An 18,744-nucleotide genomic window follows, 5' to 3' on the forward strand; every position below is an offset into this window, starting at 1 on the left:
GATGTTGTCGCATCAAAAGCAAGGGCGAAAGGCTGGGGCCAGACCCGCTCGCCTTGGCGCCGCGGGCCTGCCCCCGCGCCGGCGCCCCCTCAACGCTGTTAACCGGCGTCTTCCGCCATCAGGTCCCGGCCGATTTGCAGTTTCAGGCGCTCCAGCAGCGGCTGCATCTGGTCGAGGACGCGGCGGGCCTGGACCGGGTCGCCGTCGGCCTGGATCGCCTCGATGGTGCGGCACAGCGCGGCAAAGCTCATCGCGCCGACCGCCCGCGCCGACGATTTGGTGCGGTGCCCCAGCTCCGACAGGCGCACCAGGTCGCCCTGCGCCATCGCCTGGTTCATTTCAACCAGGGCGTCGCGCGCCGCGTCCAGGAACATCAGCGCGAACTTGCGCATCTTGTCGGGCCGGTTGCCGAAGGTTTGCCCCAGCGCGGCGATGTCGAGCAGGGCCGCCTCGCCCATCAGCGGCGCGTCCTCGTCGTCGTCCTCGGGCGCCGGCGCGTGCGTGGCCAGCGCGACCGCCGGCGCCGGCAGTGGCGCCCGCGCGCGGCCGCTGCCGCGCTGCGCCATCCATTTCGCCAGCACGGTAAACAGCAGCTTCGGCGCGATCGGTTTGGTGATGAACTCATCCATGCCGGCGGCCAGGCAGCGCGCCTTGTCCTCGCTGCCGGCGTTGGCCGTCATCGCCACCACCAGCGCGCCGCTCAGCTTTGGATGGGCGCGGATCATGCGGGTGGTCTCGAAGCCGTCCATCAGCGGCATCTGCACGTCCATCAGCACGCAGTCGAAGCGTTCCTTGAGCATCAGGTCGATCGCCTCCTTGCCGTTGTTGGCGACGCAGACGGTGGCGCCGGCGTCCTCCAGCAATTCCTGGCCGACCTGCTGGCTGAAGATGTTGTCCTCGACCAGCAGGATGGCCGCGCCCTTGATGATGTCGAGCACGTCGGCGCGCACCAGTTCCTCGCTGACGGCGAAGAACTCGGTGCCCTTCTCCAGCCGCGCGGCGAACCAGAAGGTGCTGCCGGCGCCGGGCGCGCTTTCGACGCCGACGCCGCCGCCCATCAGTTCGGCCAGTTGCTTGCTGATCACCAGCCCCAGCCCGGTGCCGCCGTATTTGCGCGTGGTCGACGGGTCGCCCTGGTGGAAGGATTGGAACAGCTGCGAGACCTGCTCGGCGCTCATGCCGATGCCAGGATCCTGCACCTCGAAGCGCACCATGGTGTGCCGCTCGAGGTCTTCAAGCGGGCGGGCGCGGATGAAGATCTGGCCGTTCCCGGAGAACTTGATGGCGTTGCTGGTCAGGTTCAACAGCACCTGTTCGAGCCGCAGCGGGTCGCCGCGCAACTGGTGCGCCAGGCCCGGCCAGATCTCGAACACCAAGGTCAAGCCCTTGGCCGCGGCGCTCTGGCCAAGCTGGCTTGAAATGTTCGCCAGCAGCGTGTCGAGCGTGAAGTCGAGTTCCTCCAGTTCCAGCTTGCCGGCCTCGATCTTGGAAAAGTCGAGGATGTCGTTGATCAGCCCCAGCAGGTGCTGGCCGGAGTGGTAGATCTTTTGCAGGTAGTCGCGCTGCTTCGGGTCGGCCACCGACTTCAACGCCAGGTGGGCCATGCCGATGATGCTGTTCATCGGCGTGCGGATCTCGTGGCTCATGTTGGACAGGAAGTCGCTCTTGGCCTGGTTGGCGGCGTCGGCCTGCACCTTCAGGTTGTGCAGCTCGGTGACGTCGGTCGACAGGCCGATGACGGCGTCGATGCGCTCCTCGTGCAGCAACGGCACCTTGACCGTCCACAGGTGGCGCGCCTCGCCGTCGCGGTCGACGTACTGCTCCTCGGTGGTGTGCTTGACGCAATCCTCGAACACCTGCTTGTCGAACTCCCAGGCGGCGTCGGCGCGCGCGGCCGGCATCAGCTCGCGGTCGAGCTTGCCGATAATGTCCGCCACCGGCCGCCCCAGCACCTCGGCCATCTTGGCGTTGGCGTAAATGTAGCGGCGGTCCTGGTCTTTCATGTAAACGTGGGCGTCGATGTTGTTGAGCACCGTGTCGAGCAGCACGCGCTGCTCGATGGCGTTGCGGCGCGACGAGTACAGCGTGAAAAAGTAACCATAGATCAGCATGCTGCCGGCGAAGCCGGTAAACAGCGCCAGCCACGGGAACAGGCGGTCGAAGCCGGTGTACAGGTCGGTCTTGCGGACGCGGAACTGGGCCTTCCACAGGCTGCCGTTGAAGTCGATCGGCAGCACCGTCTCGAAGAAGTCGGCGGCCTCGGCGGCCGGGGTCGGGTCGGCCTCGGTGCTGCCGTTGTCGTTGAACAACAGGCGGTCGGTTTTCTCCAGCACCAGGCGGCGCAGCTCCGGCTCGGTGGCGTTGTCGGCGAACAGCGACAGGCGCACCTGGCGCAGCGCCATCTCGTCGAGCGCGCCCTGCACCAGCTTGGGAATACTGAAACCGATACCGACCGCGCCCAGGTAGGCGGCGCGGCGCGTCGCCGTGTCGAGCAGCGGCATGCCGCGGCGGTACACCGGCAGGCGCATGCCCAGCGCGATGTGGCGCGGCGGCCCCTGGACGATAATCGGCTGGCCCGACGAGCTGACCAGGCCGGAGTCGCGCGAATGCTCGAGCACGCGCCGCACCGCCGGCGTGGCGGCGATATCGACGCCGAACTTCTCCTTCAGCGTCGCCATCGGTTCCATATAGGTCAGCACCGAATACCACGAACGCCGCCCGGCCGGCCTGATGGCGAAGTCGGGATAGCCGCCCGGCTGGAGGCTGGTGTCGGCGCGCACCTCCTTTTCGAAGGCGTCGCGCTGGGCGTCGTCGAGCGACTGCGCGTACGTCAGCGCCTCGATGGCCGGAAAATGCCGCGGCAGGTCCAGGCCGGTGACGTATTCGTGGAATTGGCCGCGGCTCAGCGAGTCGGCGGTGCGAAACAGCGCCACCAGCCCGCGCACCAGGTCGGAATAGGCCTTGACCCGCGCCGACAAGCCGTACTGGGTGCTGCGGGCAACGTTGTCGAAGCGCTGGCGCGCGTCGTCTTCGACCGTCTTGGCCGCCGCCGCGTACAGGGCCGCGCCGATCAGCAGCGCCAGCGACAGGCCGGCGCCCCACAGCGGCAATTTTGAAACCATCCAACCCTTGCCAAACTTGCCAAAAATCCGCATCGTCAATCGCTTTATCGTCTTGCCATGCAGCGCCGGTGGAACCGGCAGCCGATCGCGTTGCCAGGAGACTTCATTCCAGCAGGATACTATCAAAGGCGGTGGACGACCACCCCTTCGCGCGGACGCGCGTCAAAGGCGGCGCGCGGCGGCGGCGCCGCGCGGCGGACGTAAAAAAACCCGCACGCGGCGGGTTTTCCACAACAAGAAGGCGGGTAGCCGACTTATTTGCTGGCTTTGCGGCGAGCGGTGAAAGCCAACAGGCCCAGACCGGCAACCAGCATGGCGTAGGTGCCTGGCTCTGGTACTGCCGACACGTTCATGGTCAGCGTGCCGCCGTACGAACCGCCCTTGGCGACGTTTTTGATGTTACCGGCGAAGTTGAAGCCGTACATGCCGGTTGGCAGGACCGACGCCAGGTAGAAACCGTTAGCGTCGTAGGTCGTGTCCAGCGCGGTGTGGCTGTTGTCGGCGTTGATTTTGAAGAACGACAACGAGGTGTTGTTGATCGTAGGAACCAGGAATTTGCCGACTTTGGTGGCGCTCAGGGTGATGGTGCCAACTGGATCGCTGGTGCTCGCCGCTGGCACGTTGAACAGGAAGTCGTCCGAGAAGCTCGCCACGCCTGGACCGTAGGTCGCGCTGAAGCTGGCGCTTTCGCCGTTGAAGTTCAGCACGGTGGTAGCGGCGCTGGCCGAAGCGGCTGCGAACATGGATACGGCGATCAGTGCGGAGCCGGCTACTTTAGCGAAAAAAGATGTGTTCATTAAGATATTTCCTATTGTTGTGCTTAAATTGGGAGGTAAAAACATGCTCTGTATCAACGTTTTAAACTCAACTACAAGTTTTATTTCCGTTAACGTTGTTTCATGCCGCTAATGTAACACAAAATACTCGGATGGCAATATAAAAATAGAATCTTTCATGTTTTTGATGCAACGCAAACATCGTACAGAAACAAGTGGACGGAAAACAACACAATTTCATTTCCCTGCGGAAATGACACGTTTCGCGCGGCGCCATGGCGCCACTCCGCTGGCATCAAGCGGCAAGCCGCGCCGGCCGAACTTTCCGGCGCGGCGCGGTGTCTAACTGTCGAGCTAACACGGCTTGGCGGGAGGATCTATGCGCACGAAAGCGGCGGCAACGGTGCTGTTGGGCATGCTGGCGGCGATGGCGGCCGGGAACGCGCGCGCGCAAGCCCCGTTCGAGCACCGCGAGTTCGACGCCACCCTGGAGGCGGCGTACCGCGCGGCGCCGGGCGGCGGGCGCAGCTTCGCGCTGCACTTCAACTATCCGGGCGCGCCGCGCGAACAGGCCGTCACCTGGCGCTTGGAGCTGCTCGGTCCATCCGGGCGGCCGGTGCAGCGCTGGTTCGGCGTCGAACGCCTGCTCGAGGGTCCCGTCACCCTGCGCATCCCGTGGGCCGGCCGGGCCAATGCCGCGGCCCTGCCCGACGGCGTCTATCAATTGCGCCTGCGCGCGCTGTCGCGCGACCGCGCCGCGGGCGCACCGGCGCGGATGGCGTCGCGGCGCGCCGGGCCGGCGGCCGACGCCGCCCTGGCGGCGGTCGAACGCACGCTGGCCGGCGACCAGCCCGACCTGATCGAGCAACGCTGGGACATTATCGTCGGCAACCCGGCGCCGCGCGCCATGCCCGCCTTCCGGGCGCTGCCCGGGCGCGCCGACGTCGCAGCCGGCGCCGCGGCCGCACCGGCGCCGGCCGCCCTGCCCTTCACCGTCTACTATGGCAATCTGCACAGCCAGACCAACCACAGCGACGGCGGCGCCGACGTGGCGCACTGCGCCGGCGCCCAGCATCCGCAAAGCGGCGCGTTCGGTCCGGGCGACGCCTACGCGTTCGCCCGCGGGCGCGGACTCGACATCCTGGTCACGTCCGAGCACAACCACATGTACGACGGCTCCGACGGCACCAACGGCAACGCCGATCCGGTCAGCGCGCAAGCGCTGTACCGCGCCGGCCTGGCGCAGGCGCGCGAATTCAACACCGGCCATCCCGACTTCGCCGCCATCTACGGCCAGGAATGGGGCGTCATCAACAACGGCGGCCACCTGAACATTTTCAACAGCCAGGAACTGCTGGGCTGGGAACGCAACGACCGCCAGCAACTGCTGGCCGACACGCTGACGCCCAAGAACGAGTACGCCGCCCTGTACGCGCTGATGCGCGAGCGCGGTTGGATCGGCCAATTCAACCACCCGGCGCTAAGCGGCCAGTTCCGTGTCGGCGGCGTGCCGTTCGGCTACAGCCCCGACGGCGACGAGGCCATGGCCCTGTGCGAAATCATGAACAGCTCGGCCTTCTCGACCAACCTCACGGAGACCGAGAGCCACCGCAGCAATTACGAACTGGCCTGCAACAAGGCGCTCGAAGCGGGCTACCACGTCGCCTTCAGCAGCAACCAGGACAACCACTGCGCCAACTGGGGCGCGTCCTACACCAACCGCACCGGCATCCTAATCCCCAACGGCGTCGCGCTGTCGCAGGCCAGCGTGTTCGAGGCGCTGAAGGCGCGGCGCGTGTTCGCGACGATGGACAAGGCGTCGCAACTGGTGCTGACCGCCAACGGCCACCTGATGGGCGAACGCTTCAGCAACAGCGGCCCGCTGCATTTGCTCGTCAACCACGCCAACTCGGCGGGGCGCGGCGTGGCCACGGTCGCCGTCTTCGAAGGCGTTCCCGGGCGCAACGGGGCGGTCACGCAACTCTCCCGCGAGGCCGCCACCACCATCACGCCGGCCGACGGCGAGCATTACTATTACGCCAAAGTAACGCAGGACGACGGCAACGTGTTGTGGTCGGCGCCGGTGTGGGTCAACCAGCGCGGCTGCGAATAGCAGACGCCGCTGCGGCGGGACTCGCCCCCCACCCCGGTCCGGCCCCAGGGCTACGCCCTTGGCGTCGATTCTTACCGCCCGCTACTTTTCCAAATGAACATGGCGACGTCGATGTGCGCCCGCCAACCACGCGCGCTGGTGCTCTGGAGCAATTCATGTCACAGTGTGCTTACTGTCGCCCACTCCGCGCGGCTTGGCCACACATGAGAGACATCCGAATGCGAGCATATCGAAAACTGGCTGGCGACGCCCCGCGGGCACAGGCCGCCGTCGGCGGCGGGCACGCCGGCGCGGACGCCGACCCCTACCAGTGGCTGGAAGATGTCACCGGCGACAAGCCGCTGGCCTGGGTGCGCCGGCACAACGCCGCGACCCGGCATGAAATCGAGGGCCGGGCCCAGTTCGCGCCCATGCACGCGCGCCTGAAAACGGTGCTCAATTCCAGCGAGCGCATCCCCTACGTCAGCAAGAACGGCGCGCACTACTACAATTTCTGGCGCGACGCCGGGCATGTGCGCGGCATCTGGCGCCGCACCACGCTGGCGCAGTTCCAGCTGGCGCAGCCGGACTGGGAAACCGTGATCGACCTCGACCAGCTGGCCGAGGCCGAACGCGAAAACTGGGTCTGGGGCGGCGCGTCCTGCCTCTACCCGCTGGGCCAGCGCTGCCTGGTCTCGCTCTCGCGCGGCGGCGGCGACGCCCACGTCGTGCGCGAATACGACATCGAGCGGCGCGCCTTCGTCGAGGACGGCTTCATGCTGGCCGAGGCCAAGGGCGGCGCGTCCTGGATCGACCTGGACACGCTGCTGGTGTCGACCGACTTCGGCGCCGGCTCGCTGACCAACTCCGGCTACCCGCGCATGGTCAAGGAATGGCGCCGCGGCACCCCGCTGGCGCAGGCGCGTACGCTGTACGAGGCCACGCCCGACGACCTCGGCGTGGGCGCCTACCGCGACTTCACGCCCGGCTACGAGCGCCAGTTCATCGAGCGCCAAAGCGGCTTCTACAGCAGCGAACTGTTCCTGCGCAGCGGCGACACGCTGACCCGGATCGCCAAGCCCGACGACGCCAACGCCTACACGGTGCGCGACCAGTTGATTATTGACCTGCGCTCGGACTGGCAGGTCGGCGGCAAGACCTATCCGCAGGGCGCGCTGCTGGCGACCGACTTCGTCGACTTCCTGGCGGGCGGGCGCGACTTCGAGCAGCTGTTTACGCCGACGCCGACCAAGTCGCTCGACGGCCTTACCGCCACCCGCGGCGCGCTGCTGCTGAACGAACTGGAAAACGTCAGGAACCGCATCGTCGAACTGCGCCGGATCGATGGCCGGTGGCAACGCCGCGCGGTCGATGCGCCGGCCTTCGGCACGCTGGAGCTGAGCGCGCTCGACCCGATCGACTCGGACCAATACTTCCTGACGGTGACGGACTTCCTCAACCCGACCACGATGTACCTGGCGCAAGCCGGCGACGACGCGCGCGCCAGTCTGAAGGCGCTGCCGGCGTTCTTCGACGCCCGGCCCTACACGGTGCAGCAGTTCGAAGCGCGCTCGGCGGACGGCGTCGGCGTGCCCTACTTCGTCATCATGGCCAGGGATACCAAGCTCGACGGCAAGAACCCAACCGTGCTGTACGGCTACGGCGGCTTCGAGGTGTCGATGAAGCCGTTCTATAGCGGCGTTACCGGCGAAGCCTGGCTGAACAACGGCGGCGTCTACGTGCTGGCCAACATCCGCGGCGGCGGCGAATTCGGCCCGCGCTGGCACCAGGCGGCGTTGAAGGAGCAGCGCCAGCGCGCCTACGACGACTTCATCGCGGTGGCGCAGGACCTGATCGCGCGCCGGCTCTCCAGTCCCCGCCACCTCGGCATCATGGGCGGCAGCAACGGCGGCCTGCTGGTCGGCGCCGTGATGGTGCAGCGGCCCGACTTGTTCAACGCCGTGGTGTGCCAGGTGCCACTGCTCGACATGCGGCGCTACAGCAAGCTGCTGGCCGGCGCCTCGTGGATGGACGAATACGGCGACCCGGACGACCCGGCGCAATGGGCCTACATCGGCAAATACTCGCCGTACCACAACGTGAAGGCGGGTCGCAACTATCCGCGCGCGCTGTTTACCACCTCGACCCGCGACGACCGCGTCCACCCCGGCCACGCGCGCAAGATGGTGGCGAAAATGCGCGACCAGGGCCACGACGTGCTGTATTGGGAGAATTTGGAGGGTGGCCACGCCGGCGCGGCCAACAACGACCAGCAAACGCAAATGTGGGCGCTGACTTACACATTCCTGCTGAATCAACTGCAGTAGGATTCCCGTAGGTCGGGTGTAACCCGACTGGCGTCGGCGGCGGCGCGGCGTCGGATGACGCGTTCGCCTCGGCGGCCTGCGCATCCGACCTGCGGCAGCCGTCAAGCTAACGCATTTCCAGCGGCACCTTGCGCCGCGGCGGCGGAAACGCCCGGTCCAGCTCGGCCAGGTCCTGCGCCGCCAGCACGATATCCAAGGCCGCCCGGTTGTCCTGCACATGGGCCGGATTGACCGCCTTCGGAATGGCGATCACGCCGTCCTGGCGCAGCAACCACGCCAGCGCGATCTGCGCCGCGCTGGCGCCGTGGCGCGCCGCGACCGCCTTCAGCGCCGGCGTTTCCAGCAGGCGCTTCTGCTCGCCCGGCTCCGACGCCAGCGGCGAATACGCCATCAGCGGCACGCCGTGCTGGCGGCACCACGGCAGCAAATCCCATTCAATACCGCGGCGGCCCAGGTTGTACAGCACCTGGTTGCTGGCGAGCGCCGCGCCGCCGGGCAACGCGGCGGCCTCCAGCATGTCGCCCGTGTCGAAGTTGCTAACGCCGAAATCGCGTATCTTGCCGGCCCGTTGCAAAGCCTCGAACGCCTCCAGCGTCTCCTGCAGCGGCACCGCGCCGCGCCAGTGCAGCAGGTACAGGTCGAGGTGGTCGGTGCCGAGCCGGCGCAAGCTGCGCTCGCACGCGGCCCGGACGCCGTGGCGGTCGGCGTTGTGCGGATATACCTTGCTGACCAAAAACACCTGGTCGCGCCGGCCGGCGATGGCCGCCCCGACCACCTCCTCGCTGCCGCCGTCGGCGTACATCTCGGCGGTGTCGATCAGCGACATGCCGAGGTCGAGGCCCAGTCGCAGGGCGTGAATTTCGCGTTCCTTCTGGGCCGGGTCTTCGCCCATGAACCAGGTGCCTTGTCCCAGCGCGGCAATCGGCCGGCCGGATGGCAGTAGTAATGTCTTCAATCTCGTCTCCGCATTGGCTGGCGCAGCCATGTCCATGAACAAAACGCCTAGCCTAACAGTTTTCCGCGCCGGCCAGCGCCGTCGCAGCTACGCCGGGCGCTGCAGCAGCACCAGGCGCAGCGCCAGCGACAGCATCAGCGCCGCCAGCGCATACGGCCGCATCCGGCCCAGCGTCGGCCTGCCCGCCAGATAGCGTCCGGCCGCGCCGCCGATCCAGCCCAGCAGCGTGTGAAACACCGTGCCGATGAGGGTCAGCACGCAACCGAGAACGAACAACTGCCGCGCCACCGGGCCGCGCCCGAGGTCGACGAACTGCGGCAGGAAGACCATGAAAAACAGCAGGGCCTTCGGGTTCAACAGGCTGTTCAGCATCGCGCGTCTGAACACCGTCGCCAACGAGATCGACGCGCACGCCGCGGCGGCCTGCGCCGGACTTCGCCGCAGCGCCTGGTACGCCAGGTGCAGCAGGTACAGCACGCCGGCATAGCGGATCAGCTCGAACGCCGGCGGCCAGGCGGCGACGACGGCGGTAACGCCGCTTGCCGTCAACAGCGTCAGCAGCAAATCGGCGGCGCCAATGCCCAGCGCCGCCGCCACGCCGCCGCGCGCGCCGTGGCTGGCGCCCTGCGCCAGGACGAACGCCATATTCGGGCCGGGCGACAACAGCAGCAGCGTCACGGCCGCGCCGAACATGAACAGGGTGCCAAAGGCAATCATCGCGGCGCTCCAGAGTTGAGGGAGCGGCCAGCATAGCCGGATTATCTGATACAGTTAAAGAATTGTCCTAGATACAAACACGATGCCCGCGATCCGCTACAAAACCATCGTCGACGACTTCAGCGCCCGCATCGGCAGCGGCGCCTTGCGTCCCGGCACGCAACTGCCGACGCTGCGCGCGCTGATGCGCCAACACCGCATCGCGCTGGCGACCGCCTCGCGCGTCTACGGCGAACTGGAGGCGGCCGGCCTGGTGGCCGCCGAAACCGGCCGCGGCACCTTCGTGCGCGACACCTCGCTGCCGCGCGGCCTGGGCCTGGAGCAGCAGGCGGCGCGCCGCGGCGCGGTCGACCTGACCTTCAACTACCCGTCGCTGCCGGGCCAGGCCGAACTGCTGCGCGACGGCTTGCGCAAACTCGCCGGCGCCGGCGACCTGGACGCGCTGCTGCACTCGGCGCCGCAGGGCGGTCGCCCGCACGAGCGCGCCAGCGTCGCCAAACACCTGCGCAACCGCGGCATCCGCGTGCCGGCCGAGCAGGTGTTGATTGTCAACGGCGCCCAGCAGGGCCTGTCGAGCGTGGTGCTGGGCCTGCTCAAACCGGGCGACGTGCTGGCGCTCGACGCGCTGACCTACCCCGGCATGAAAACGCTGGCGCAGACCTTCCGGCTCGACCTCGAGGCGCTGCCGCAACGCGACGGCGCGACCTGCCTGGACGCGCTGGAGGCGCTGTGCCGGCGCCGCCCGGTGCGCGCGCTGTACGCCATGCCGACGCTGCACAATCCGCTCGGCTCGGTGATGGCGGCGCCGGCGCGGCGCCGCCTGGCCGCGCTGGCCGAGCGCTACGACTTCCTGATCATCGAGGACGGCGCCTACGCCTTCCTGGCAGAGCCGGCGCCGGCGCCGTTGTTCACGCTGGCGCCGCGGCGCACCGTCTACGTTTCCGGCCTGTCGAAAAGCGTCGCCTCGGGGCTGCGCTTCGGCTTCGTCGCGGCGCCGGCGCCATTGATGCCGGCGCTGCAACGCGCCATCCGCGTGTCGACCTGGAGCACGCCGTCGCTGACGGTGGCGCTGGGCTGCGAGTGGATCGAGGCGGGCGAAGTGGACGCGCTGGAGGAGAGGAAACGGGTCGACGCGCGGCGCCGTCAAAGCCTGGCGCGGCGCGTGTTGAGCGGCTGCGCCATCACCGCGCATCCGTCCTCGTATTACCTGTGGCTGGCGCTGCCCGACGAGTTGCGCGCCGACGGCGTCGCCGCGCAACTGGAGCGGCAAGGCGTGATGGTGACGACCGCCGAACCGTTCGCCGCGGGCGCCCACGCGCCGCACGCGCTGCGCCTGGCGCTGGGGTCGGTCGCGCTGGACGCGCTGGAGGCGGCGCTGCGGCAGGTGCGCCTGGCCGCGCAGGGATAGCGGCGATGGCGCCGTGAAGGCGCCGGCGAGTCGGTTAAGCGGCAATGCCGCCGAGGTCGGGCGCGGCCACCGGCCAGACAAAATCGTCGCGCAACAGGCCGTACACCCAAAGGTCGCAGAACGCGCCGTCGAGCAACTCGGCCTGCCGCAGCACGCCTTCGCGCACAAAACCCAGGCGCTCGGCCAGGCGGATGCTCGGCGCGTTCGCCGCCACGCAGCGCAACTCGACCCGGTTGACGTCGAGCGCCTGGAAACCGTACGCCAGGATGGCGCGCACCGCCAGCGTCGCAATACCGTTGCCCTGGTAGTCGGCGCCGATGTAATAGCCGATCGATACCTTGTGGTGCTCGGTCTCGATGTGGTTCAGACGGACCGCCCCGCACAACTCGCCGTGCGAAAAGATATGCCATTCCAACACGTCCCCGCTCTCGGCGAGCGCGTCGGCGTGGCGCAGATACGCCTCGGCGTCGGCCGGCGACGCCAGCGCCGTGACGGCGGGCAAATAGCACAACAAATAAGCGTGGTTCTTCTGCACCAATGCCGCCAGCGCCGCCGCGTCCGCCACCGCCACAGGGACCGCCCGCAGCGACGGTGCAACTTCAAGAATGCTAGCTTTCATGGCGCTCCGAAAATGGGCTGGCGTGGAATCTCCGCCAATGTTGACGAATTGAAAATCCAAGTATGCCGCATAAACCCGGCGCGGGCAATCCATCCGCCGCCATCGGCTGCCAAACCCGCGAACATGCCAAAAAACAACGCGATCAGCGGTGCGTGGCGTGGCGCTTCAGGCGGCGTGGATTGTGATGCCGCGCGGCGCGCCCGCCATGGCGCGCGCGCGCAACTGGCCGCAGCCGCCGTCGACTTCCTGCCCGGCCGAGTCGCGCAGCTTGGTCAGCACGCCGCGCTGGCGCAACGCCGCCGCGATCGCCCGCGCCCGCTCCCAGCTCGGGCGCTTGAAGTCAAGGTCGGCGACGGTATTGTAGGGAATCATGTTGAGCACCGCGTACTGCCCCTTGAGCAATTCGACGATGCCGTCCATTTCGTCCTCGCCGTCGTTGACGCCCTCCAGCAGCGTCCACTGGTACTGCACCGGGTAGGCGGTGGCGCGGGCGTATTCCTGGCCCAGTTCGACCAGTTCGCGCGGCGTCAGGCGCGGCGCCCGCGGCAGCAGCTTTTCGCGCAGGGCCGGCTTGGTGGTGTGCAGCGACAAGGCCAGCGCCGGCTTGACCGCGCCCCGCGGCAGGCGCTGGAACACGCGGGCGTCGCCAACCGTCGAGAAGACCAGGTTCTTGTGGCCGATGTTGCCCTCGGTACCCAGCAAGTCGATCGCCTCCATCACGTTGTCGAGGTTGTGCGCCGGTTCGCCCATGCCCATGAACACCACCTTCTTGACGGGGCGCTGGCGGCGCCCCAGCACCACCTGGGCGATGATTTCGGCGCTGCTGAGCTGGCGGATCAGGCCGTCGCGGCCGGTCATGCAGAACTGGCAGCCGACCGCGCAGCCGATCTGGCTCGACACGCACAGGCCGTCGCGCGGCAACAGCACGCTTTCCACCGTCTGGCCGTCGGCCAGGCCGACCAGCAGCCGCGCCGAGCCGTCCTCCGCCGGGTGCGAACTGAGCAGGCGCGCCAGGCCGTGCAGCTCGGCGTCCAGCGCCGGCAGCGCCTCGCGCACGCCCCGCGGCAGGAAGTCGTTGGGGCGGCGCCGGCCCTGGTCGTGCGGCTGGGCCAGCACCCAGTCGCGCAGCACGCGTTGTTCGTGCAGTGGCTTGGCGCCCAGCGCGCGCAGGCGCTGGCGTATCGTTTCAATGTGCATGGGGCGGGCGGTAGCGGTAGTGTGGGCGTGATTTTAAACGCTAACCGGCGAACGCGCGTCGTAGTTGCTCGATATCGATTTTTTTCATTTGCATCATGGCCGCCATGGCGCGCCGCGCCTTGGCCTGGTCGGCGTCGCCGAGCATCTCGATGAGCACGCGCGGCACCACTTGCCAGGAGACGCCATATTTATCCTTGAGCCAGCCGCACTGCTGCGCCGCTTCGTCGCCGCCTTCGGACAGGCGCCGCCAATAATGGTCGGTTTCCATTTGGGTTTCGCAACTAATTTGAAACGACACGGCTTCGTTGAACTTGAACACCGGGCCGCCGTTGAGGGCGGTGAAGGCCTGGCCGTCCAGCTCGAAGGCGGCCACCATCACGCTGCCGGGCGCCTTGCCGTGGACTTCCCGGCCGGCTTCGCCGTAGCGCGAGATCGCGGTGATCTTGGAATGCGGAAAAATGCCGGTGTAGAAATTGGCGGCCTCTTCGGCCTGGTCGTCGAACCACAGGCAGGGGGTGATTTTTTGAGCGCTTTGCACGGTGTGTCTCCAATGAAAGAATGGCGGGGACCGCGGCGCGGCGGCCGCGGCGTAGCGAAATTGCCAACGCCAGACTACCCGGCTTGGCCGCCGTCAGGCGCGCCGCTGGTGCAGGTTGACAGTGCCGCGGCGGCAAACGATACTGAGGTATCGATGCCGTGGCGCCGCCCGGCAGCAACCCCATGCAAGCGTGGCCCCTATGCCAGAAGCGCCGACCTTCCCCATTCGCAAGGAATGCCCGCCCGGGGCCTGCGTGTGCGCGCGCGAGGAACTGCTGCTCGACCCCGCCGGCGACACGCGCATACTCAGGCTGACCCGCGAGGAAGAGAAAAAACTCATCGAGCGCATCGACGCCATTTCCAGCTACGCCGATTTGCGCAAGATTGGCGAGCGCATGCAGGCGCTGCTCGGCGTCGCGCTGAATATCACGCCGAGCGAGCGCGGGGTGCGCACCGTGCGCGGCATCAGCGTCGCGCTGGCCGAGCGCCCCGGCCTGTGCCGCAAGACCCGGCAGGCGATTCCGGCGGCGGTGCGTAAGTGCCTGGAGCGCAATCCCGAGATCGTCTACGCGCTGCTGAACGAACGCGATTTGCTGGGCGGGGAGTAAGCGGGAAACGGCGCCGCCGCGGGCCAACGTTGTCGGGTTGCGCCCGATGGGCCAACCCGGACTGCGAACATCGACAACCGCGCGCCTGAGCCTTACCTGACGCTTGGCAACAGGAAGCTGGCTAGCCCGCAGGCTTTGTTGGAACGCTTGACTTCCTGCGCGCCGCAGCTTTGCGCGCGGCCGCCCTTGTCGAAGCAGGCCCGCACCTCGCGCAGGAAGCGCCCGCCATCACCGCAAAACGGCAGCAGCGAATCGGCCGGCATGGCCGGGTTGGCCGCCTTGAACGCCCGGACCAACTCGGCGCTGCTGGTGCGCACCGGCGTGGCCGGACGCTGGAAGGCCGGCGGGATGGTGATCCGCTCCTTCAGTTCGCGCGACAAGTCGAAGTAGGCGGCCGGCGCCAAACCGGAACAGGTGCCGTGCTTCGACCATTCGTGCCCGGCCAGGCCGGGCGACGGGTAGATCGCCGCGTATTTTTGCCGAACGTCGGCCGGCAGCGGCGCCGTCGAGCAGTTCTGCGGATAACCGTTGACGTACTGCGGCCACAGCCCGTGCAGCACGAAGCCCAGCTGGCGTCCGCTGGCGCACTGGTTGGCGTCCTGGCGCGTGGCGCAATAGGACGGCGACCAGCTCAGCGCCACCGTGTAATAGTCGAACTGGCCGGCCACGCCGGCTTGCTCGTGTCCGCCGCCGCGCTGCTGGCGCCGCTCCGCCTGCGCGCCGCACGCCAGCGCCAGCAAGGCCGCGAAAAGAATCGTTTGACTTGTTTTCACTCCACACTCCCAAGATTGGTACCACGGATTGGACGCGGCTGGCGTCCATCAAAATATCCACACCGCAACATGTATATAATATAATGATTGCGCGAAAGGCAGCGGGTTGATACGAACCCGCGCGAGAACACGGCAGTGACACTAACCAATGAGCCCACCATGCCAGTCCGTTTGAACTTTATTCGCGTCCTAGCCGTTGGCATGGCCCGGCGCGGCGTCGGCCAGCCGGCGCGGCAGCGAAAAGACGAAGCATACCCCATGGCCGGGTTCGCTCTCAAGGCGCACGCTGCCCTTGAAGATCGCCTGCACGATGTTGTGCACGATCGACAGGCCCAGGCCGGAACCGCCCTGCCCCATCTTGGTGGTGTAAAAGGGTTCGAACACCTTGCCCTGCAAGGCTTTCTCGATGCCGCGGCCGTCGTCCCGGTAGACCAGTTCGACCCGGTCGTGCCGGGCGCTGGCGCTGATGGTAATGCGGCCGCCGTCGCGCCCCTCGAAGCCGTGGTTGATCGAGTTGGTCACCAGGTTGGTGATGATCTGGTCCATCGAGCCGGGGTAGCTGTCCATGCCGATGCCGGCCGGGATCCGCACCTCCAGCGTGACGCGCGCGCGCCGCGTAATCGGCCCCAGCGCCGCGGCCATGTCCTGCACCGTCTTGCGCAGGTCGAACAGGCGGCGCTGCTGGCTGGCCTGGTCGACGGCGACCTGCTTGAAGCTCATGATCAACTCGCCGGCGTGCAAGCCGTTGCGCTCGATCAGTTCGCAGGCCGTCTTGCCGTGGCCGAGGAATTCCTGCAGCGCCGCGAAGGTCAGCCGCTTGCCGGCGGCGAGCCGGTCGACGCCGTCGATGGCTTCCTTCAGCGTCGACGAGGACAGCACGATGTTGCCCAACGGCGTGTTCAACTCGTGCGCGACGCCGGCCACCAGGCGCCCCAGCGAGGCCATCTTCTCGGTGAGCATGATTTGCTTCATGGCCTGCTGCAACTCGGCGGTGCGGGCGGCAACGCGCTCCTCGAGCCGGTTGTTGAGCGTGAGCAGTTCGAACTCGGCCTGCTTGCGCGCGGTGACGTCGGAATACGTGCCGATCATGCGCAAGGCCTGGCCGGCGCCGTCGCGCCCGACCACCATGCCGCGGATGAGCAGCCATTTCCAGTCGTCGCCGACCTTGAAGCGGTGTTCGTTGGTGAACTGGCCGCCGCCCCCTTCGAGGTGCGCCTCGATGGCCTCGGTCAGCGCCGCCAGGTCGTCCGGATGGACGTGGCCGCGCCAGTCGCTGAACGGGACGCGGCCGTCGGCGCCGGCGAAGCCGAGCAGCTCCAGGCAGCGCGCCGAATAGAACATCGAGCCGGCGCCGATGTCCCAGTCCCACACGCCGTCGCCGGCGCCCTCGAGGGCGAAATGCCAGCGCCGCTCGCTCTCGCGCAGCAACTCCAGCGCCTGCTGCTCGCCGCCGCGCAGCAGCTGGAGCTCGCGGCGCACCCGTTCGGCCTCGTCGGCGCGCACCGCCGCGTCCTCGCGCGCGCGCAGATGGGCGGCGTCGATCATTTGCAGGTCGCGCTCGACGATGCCGCGAAATTGTTGCAACAATTGCAAGAACACCGGGCTGTAGGGGTTTTCGCGCCCGTCCAGCACGCAAATGGTGCCGAACAGGTGCTGGTCCGGCCAGGTCAACGGCAGGCCCATATAGGACACCATGCCCAGCTTGACGTCGGGGTTGTCGCGCCAGCGCGGATCGGCCAGCGCGTCGGGGACGATCAGGTGGGCGCGCGTGGCCAGCACCGTTTCGCAGTACAGGCCGCTGCCCAGCGGCGCCGCCTCGTCTTCTTCGTAGGGGTTGCCGTCCGAACGGCTCGACACGCACACCTTGATCGACGCCGGCTCCACGCGCATGATCAGCGCGGCGGGGATCTGCACAATCCGGGTCAGCAGGTCGAGCAGCTCCTGCCATTTGTGCAAGACATCGTGGTCGATCGCCGCCTCGCGCACATTGATGCTCGTTGTACCCACCCGGCCTCCCGAAGACGACAAATAGTGCGGGCGCCGCCAGCTTGCGGCTGCGCGGCCTGCTCGGGCGCCCAGGCGTTCGCCTTATTATAAGGTAGAACGGCGCCCGCACCGGCGCGCAATTAGGTCTTGACACCTGCGGGTACAAGAGTATCTTTTAGGCTGCTGTTTTTGTAGCCCGCCCCACCCCACCATAGGCGCCGCATCAAACGTGTTGATCCCCAAAGTCCTTCTCGTCAATGACGACCCGGCCAGCCTGTTCGCCCTCGAAAGCCTGTTGACGGACGCGGCCACGCGGCTCGAATACGAACTGTTCAGCGCCGGCTCCGGCAAGGAGGCGCTGCGCCAGGTGCTGCGCCACGACTTCGCCGTGATCCTGCTCGACGTCGGCATGCCCGGCATGGACGGCTTCGAGACGGCCGAGGCGATCCATTCGCACCCGCGTTCGGACGCCGTGCCGATCATCTTCATCACCGCCCACTACGCCGATGAAATCGACCGGCTGCGCGCCTACCAGAGCGGCGCCGCCGACTACCTGTTAACGCCGATCATCGCGCAGGTGTTGCAGACCAAGGTCGCGGTGTTCGTCGAGATGGCCAAGAAAAACATCCTGCTGCAAGCCAAATCGGCGCAGTTGGCCAAGCTGAACCAGGACTTGCGGGTGCAGCGCCTGCAAGACCTGGAGCGCATCAACGCCGAACTCGAACTCGAAGTGGCCGAGCGCAAGCTGGCCGAGCAGCGCGCCTGCGAGCTGTCAATCCGCGACCCGCTGACCGGGCTGGTGAACCGGCGCTCGCTGATCCAGCAGCTCGAACACGCCGTCACGCTGGCCGACCGCCAGGGCGGCGAGTTCGCGCTGCTGTTCCTCGACCTCGACAAGTTCAAGGGCGTCAACGACAGCTACGGCCACGAGGCCGGCGACGAGCTGCTGCGCCAGGTGGCGGCGCGGCTGACGGCGGCGGTGCGCGTCTCGGACGTCGTCGCGCGCCTGGGCGGCGACGAATTCGTCGTGCTCGTCGAGGGCAAGTCGGCCGCCGCCAACGCGGCCCGGGTGGCCAAGAAGATCGCCCAGGCGCACGCCCGCCCCTACGCCATCGGCCGGCACCAGATCCGCACCTCGAGCAGCATCGGCATCGGCCTGTACCCGCAGGACGGCGCCTCGGCGCAACTGCTGATGAAGAACGCCGACCTGGCGATGTACCACGCCAAGCAGTTGCAGCGCGGCGGCATCAGCTTCTTCCACGAGGCCTTCAACGAGCGCGAAATCGAGCGCGAGCAATGGCGCCGGGAACTGCGCGCGGCGCTCGACGGCGACCAGCTGGAGCTGTACTACCAGCCCACCGTCGACATCGCCAGCGGCGCCGTGGTGGCGGTCGAGGCGCAACTGCACTGGCGCCACCCGCGCCTGGGCCTGCTCGCCGCGCCCGACTGGCAGGCCGAGGTGCCCGACCTGGCGCTGCTCGACCGGCTCGACGATTGGAGCATCGCCGCCGCCTGCGCCCAGGCCGCGCGCTGGCGCGGCGCAGGGGGGGGGGGGGGGGGGGGGGGGGGGGGGGGGGGGGGGGGGGGGGGGGGGGGGGGGGGGGGGAGGGAGAGAAGAGAACACCCA

General features: G+C 67.7%; 14 protein-coding genes. 5 read left to right on the top strand and 9 right to left on the bottom strand.

The window, feature by feature from the left end:
* Positions 1 to 98: 98 nt before the first annotated feature.
* The gene (locus ACFDR9_RS04965) at positions 99 to 3,122 is read right to left on the bottom strand and encodes a CHASE domain-containing protein (RefSeq protein WP_157406428.1); all 3,024 of its coding nucleotides are present in this window, start codon (positions 3,120 to 3,122) and stop codon (positions 99 to 101) included.
* A gap of 254 nt (positions 3,123 to 3,376) precedes the next feature.
* The gene (locus ACFDR9_RS04970; RefSeq protein ID WP_198291979.1) at positions 3,377 to 3,919 is read right to left on the bottom strand and encodes an FxDxF family PEP-CTERM protein; all 543 of its coding nucleotides are present in this window, start codon (positions 3,917 to 3,919) and stop codon (positions 3,377 to 3,379) included.
* A 358-nt stretch (positions 3,920 to 4,277) separates the two neighbouring features.
* Between ACFDR9_RS04970 and ACFDR9_RS04975 the strand changes: the two genes are divergently transcribed.
* Positions 4,278 to 6,011: a CehA/McbA family metallohydrolase gene (locus ACFDR9_RS04975; protein ID WP_017875004.1), complete on the top strand. Its 1,734-nt coding sequence runs from the start codon at positions 4,278 to 4,280 to the stop codon at positions 6,009 to 6,011.
* 218 nt (positions 6,012 to 6,229) lie between these two features.
* A complete protein-coding gene (locus ACFDR9_RS04980; RefSeq protein WP_017875003.1) occupies positions 6,230 to 8,317 on the top strand; it encodes a prolyl oligopeptidase family protein in 2,088 nt (695 codons plus the stop codon).
* A 106-nt stretch (positions 8,318 to 8,423) separates the two neighbouring features.
* Here ACFDR9_RS04980 and ACFDR9_RS04985 read toward each other — a convergent pair whose 3' ends face one another.
* Together ACFDR9_RS04985 and ACFDR9_RS04990 are read right to left on the bottom strand one after the other, a co-directional pair.
* Positions 8,424 to 9,272: an aldo/keto reductase gene (locus ACFDR9_RS04985; protein ID WP_026132468.1), complete on the bottom strand. Its 849-nt coding sequence runs from the start codon at positions 9,270 to 9,272 to the stop codon at positions 8,424 to 8,426.
* 87 nt (positions 9,273 to 9,359) lie between these two features.
* Entirely contained in the window at positions 9,360 to 9,989 is a 630-nt protein-coding gene (locus tag ACFDR9_RS04990) for a LysE family translocator (protein ID WP_017875001.1), read from the bottom strand.
* An 82-nt stretch (positions 9,990 to 10,071) separates the two neighbouring features.
* Here ACFDR9_RS04990 and ACFDR9_RS04995 point away from each other — a divergent pair, with 82 nt between their 5' ends.
* On the top strand, positions 10,072 to 11,397 hold the full coding sequence (locus tag ACFDR9_RS04995; RefSeq protein WP_017875000.1) for a PLP-dependent aminotransferase family protein: 1,326 nt from the start codon (positions 10,072 to 10,074) through the stop codon (positions 11,395 to 11,397).
* 34 nt (positions 11,398 to 11,431) lie between these two features.
* Here the strand turns inward: ACFDR9_RS04995 and ACFDR9_RS05000 are convergent, their stop codons facing one another.
* The 3 genes from ACFDR9_RS05000 to ACFDR9_RS05010 all read right to left on the bottom strand — a co-directional run bounded on the left by ACFDR9_RS05000 (position 11,432) and on the right by ACFDR9_RS05010 (position 13,751).
* Complete coding sequence (locus ACFDR9_RS05000; protein ID WP_409030258.1) at positions 11,432 to 12,016, bottom strand: GNAT family N-acetyltransferase; 585 nt, start codon at positions 12,014 to 12,016, stop codon at positions 11,432 to 11,434.
* A gap of 165 nt (positions 12,017 to 12,181) precedes the next feature.
* Positions 12,182 to 13,213, bottom strand: a complete 1,032-nt coding sequence (locus ACFDR9_RS05005; RefSeq protein ID WP_017874998.1) for an RNA methyltransferase — start codon at positions 13,211 to 13,213, stop codon at positions 12,182 to 12,184.
* Between the two features lie 40 nt (positions 13,214 to 13,253).
* Complete coding sequence (locus tag ACFDR9_RS05010; RefSeq protein ID WP_017874997.1) at positions 13,254 to 13,751, bottom strand: VOC family protein; 498 nt, start codon at positions 13,749 to 13,751, stop codon at positions 13,254 to 13,256.
* A gap of 199 nt (positions 13,752 to 13,950) precedes the next feature.
* On the opposite strand from ACFDR9_RS05010, the gene ACFDR9_RS05015 reads away from it, so the two are divergent.
* Entirely contained in the window at positions 13,951 to 14,358 is a 408-nt protein-coding gene (locus ACFDR9_RS05015; RefSeq protein ID WP_035787524.1) for a hypothetical protein, read from the top strand.
* A 92-nt stretch (positions 14,359 to 14,450) separates the two neighbouring features.
* On the opposite strand, the gene ACFDR9_RS05020 is transcribed toward ACFDR9_RS05015, so the two are convergent.
* Positions 14,451 to 15,131 (bottom strand): ribonuclease T2 family protein, encoded by a 681-nt coding sequence (locus tag ACFDR9_RS05020; protein ID WP_157406426.1) that lies wholly within the window; start codon positions 15,129 to 15,131, stop codon positions 14,451 to 14,453.
* 189 nt (positions 15,132 to 15,320) lie between these two features.
* Entirely contained in the window at positions 15,321 to 17,138 is a 1,818-nt protein-coding gene (locus ACFDR9_RS05025) for an ATP-binding protein (RefSeq protein WP_198291978.1), read from the bottom strand.
* 208 nt (positions 17,139 to 17,346) lie between these two features.
* Between ACFDR9_RS05025 and ACFDR9_RS05030 the strand changes: the two genes are divergently transcribed.
* Positions 17,347 to 18,744, top strand: a 1,398-nt coding sequence (locus tag ACFDR9_RS05030; protein WP_409030259.1) for a diguanylate cyclase domain-containing protein, incomplete at its 3' end; no start/stop codon positions are given.

This window comes from Janthinobacterium sp. CG_23.3 (assembly GCF_046115965.1).
GTDB lineage: Bacteria > Pseudomonadota > Gammaproteobacteria > Burkholderiales > Burkholderiaceae_D > Janthinobacterium.

Coding starts and splice junctions, on each gene's coding strand:
- ACFDR9_RS04965 (WP_157406428.1), bottom strand. CDS start 3,122: ATGGTTTCAAAATTGCCGCTGTGGGGCGCCGGCCTGTCGCTGGCGCTG.
- ACFDR9_RS04970 (WP_198291979.1), bottom strand. CDS start 3,919: ATGAACACATCTTTTTTCGCTAAAGTAGCCGGCTCCGCACTGATCGCC.
- ACFDR9_RS04975 (WP_017875004.1), top strand. CDS start 4,278: ATGCGCACGAAAGCGGCGGCAACGGTGCTGTTGGGCATGCTGGCGGCG.
- ACFDR9_RS04980 (WP_017875003.1), top strand. CDS start 6,230: ATGCGAGCATATCGAAAACTGGCTGGCGACGCCCCGCGGGCACAGGCC.
- ACFDR9_RS04990 (WP_017875001.1), bottom strand. CDS start 9,989: ATGATTGCCTTTGGCACCCTGTTCATGTTCGGCGCGGCCGTGACGCTG.
- ACFDR9_RS04995 (WP_017875000.1), top strand. CDS start 10,072: ATGCCCGCGATCCGCTACAAAACCATCGTCGACGACTTCAGCGCCCGC.
- ACFDR9_RS05000 (WP_409030258.1), bottom strand. CDS start 12,016: ATGAAAGCTAGCATTCTTGAAGTTGCACCGTCGCTGCGGGCGGTCCCT.
- ACFDR9_RS05005 (WP_017874998.1), bottom strand. CDS start 13,213: ATGCACATTGAAACGATACGCCAGCGCCTGCGCGCGCTGGGCGCCAAG.
- ACFDR9_RS05015 (WP_035787524.1), top strand. CDS start 13,951: ATGCCAGAAGCGCCGACCTTCCCCATTCGCAAGGAATGCCCGCCCGGG.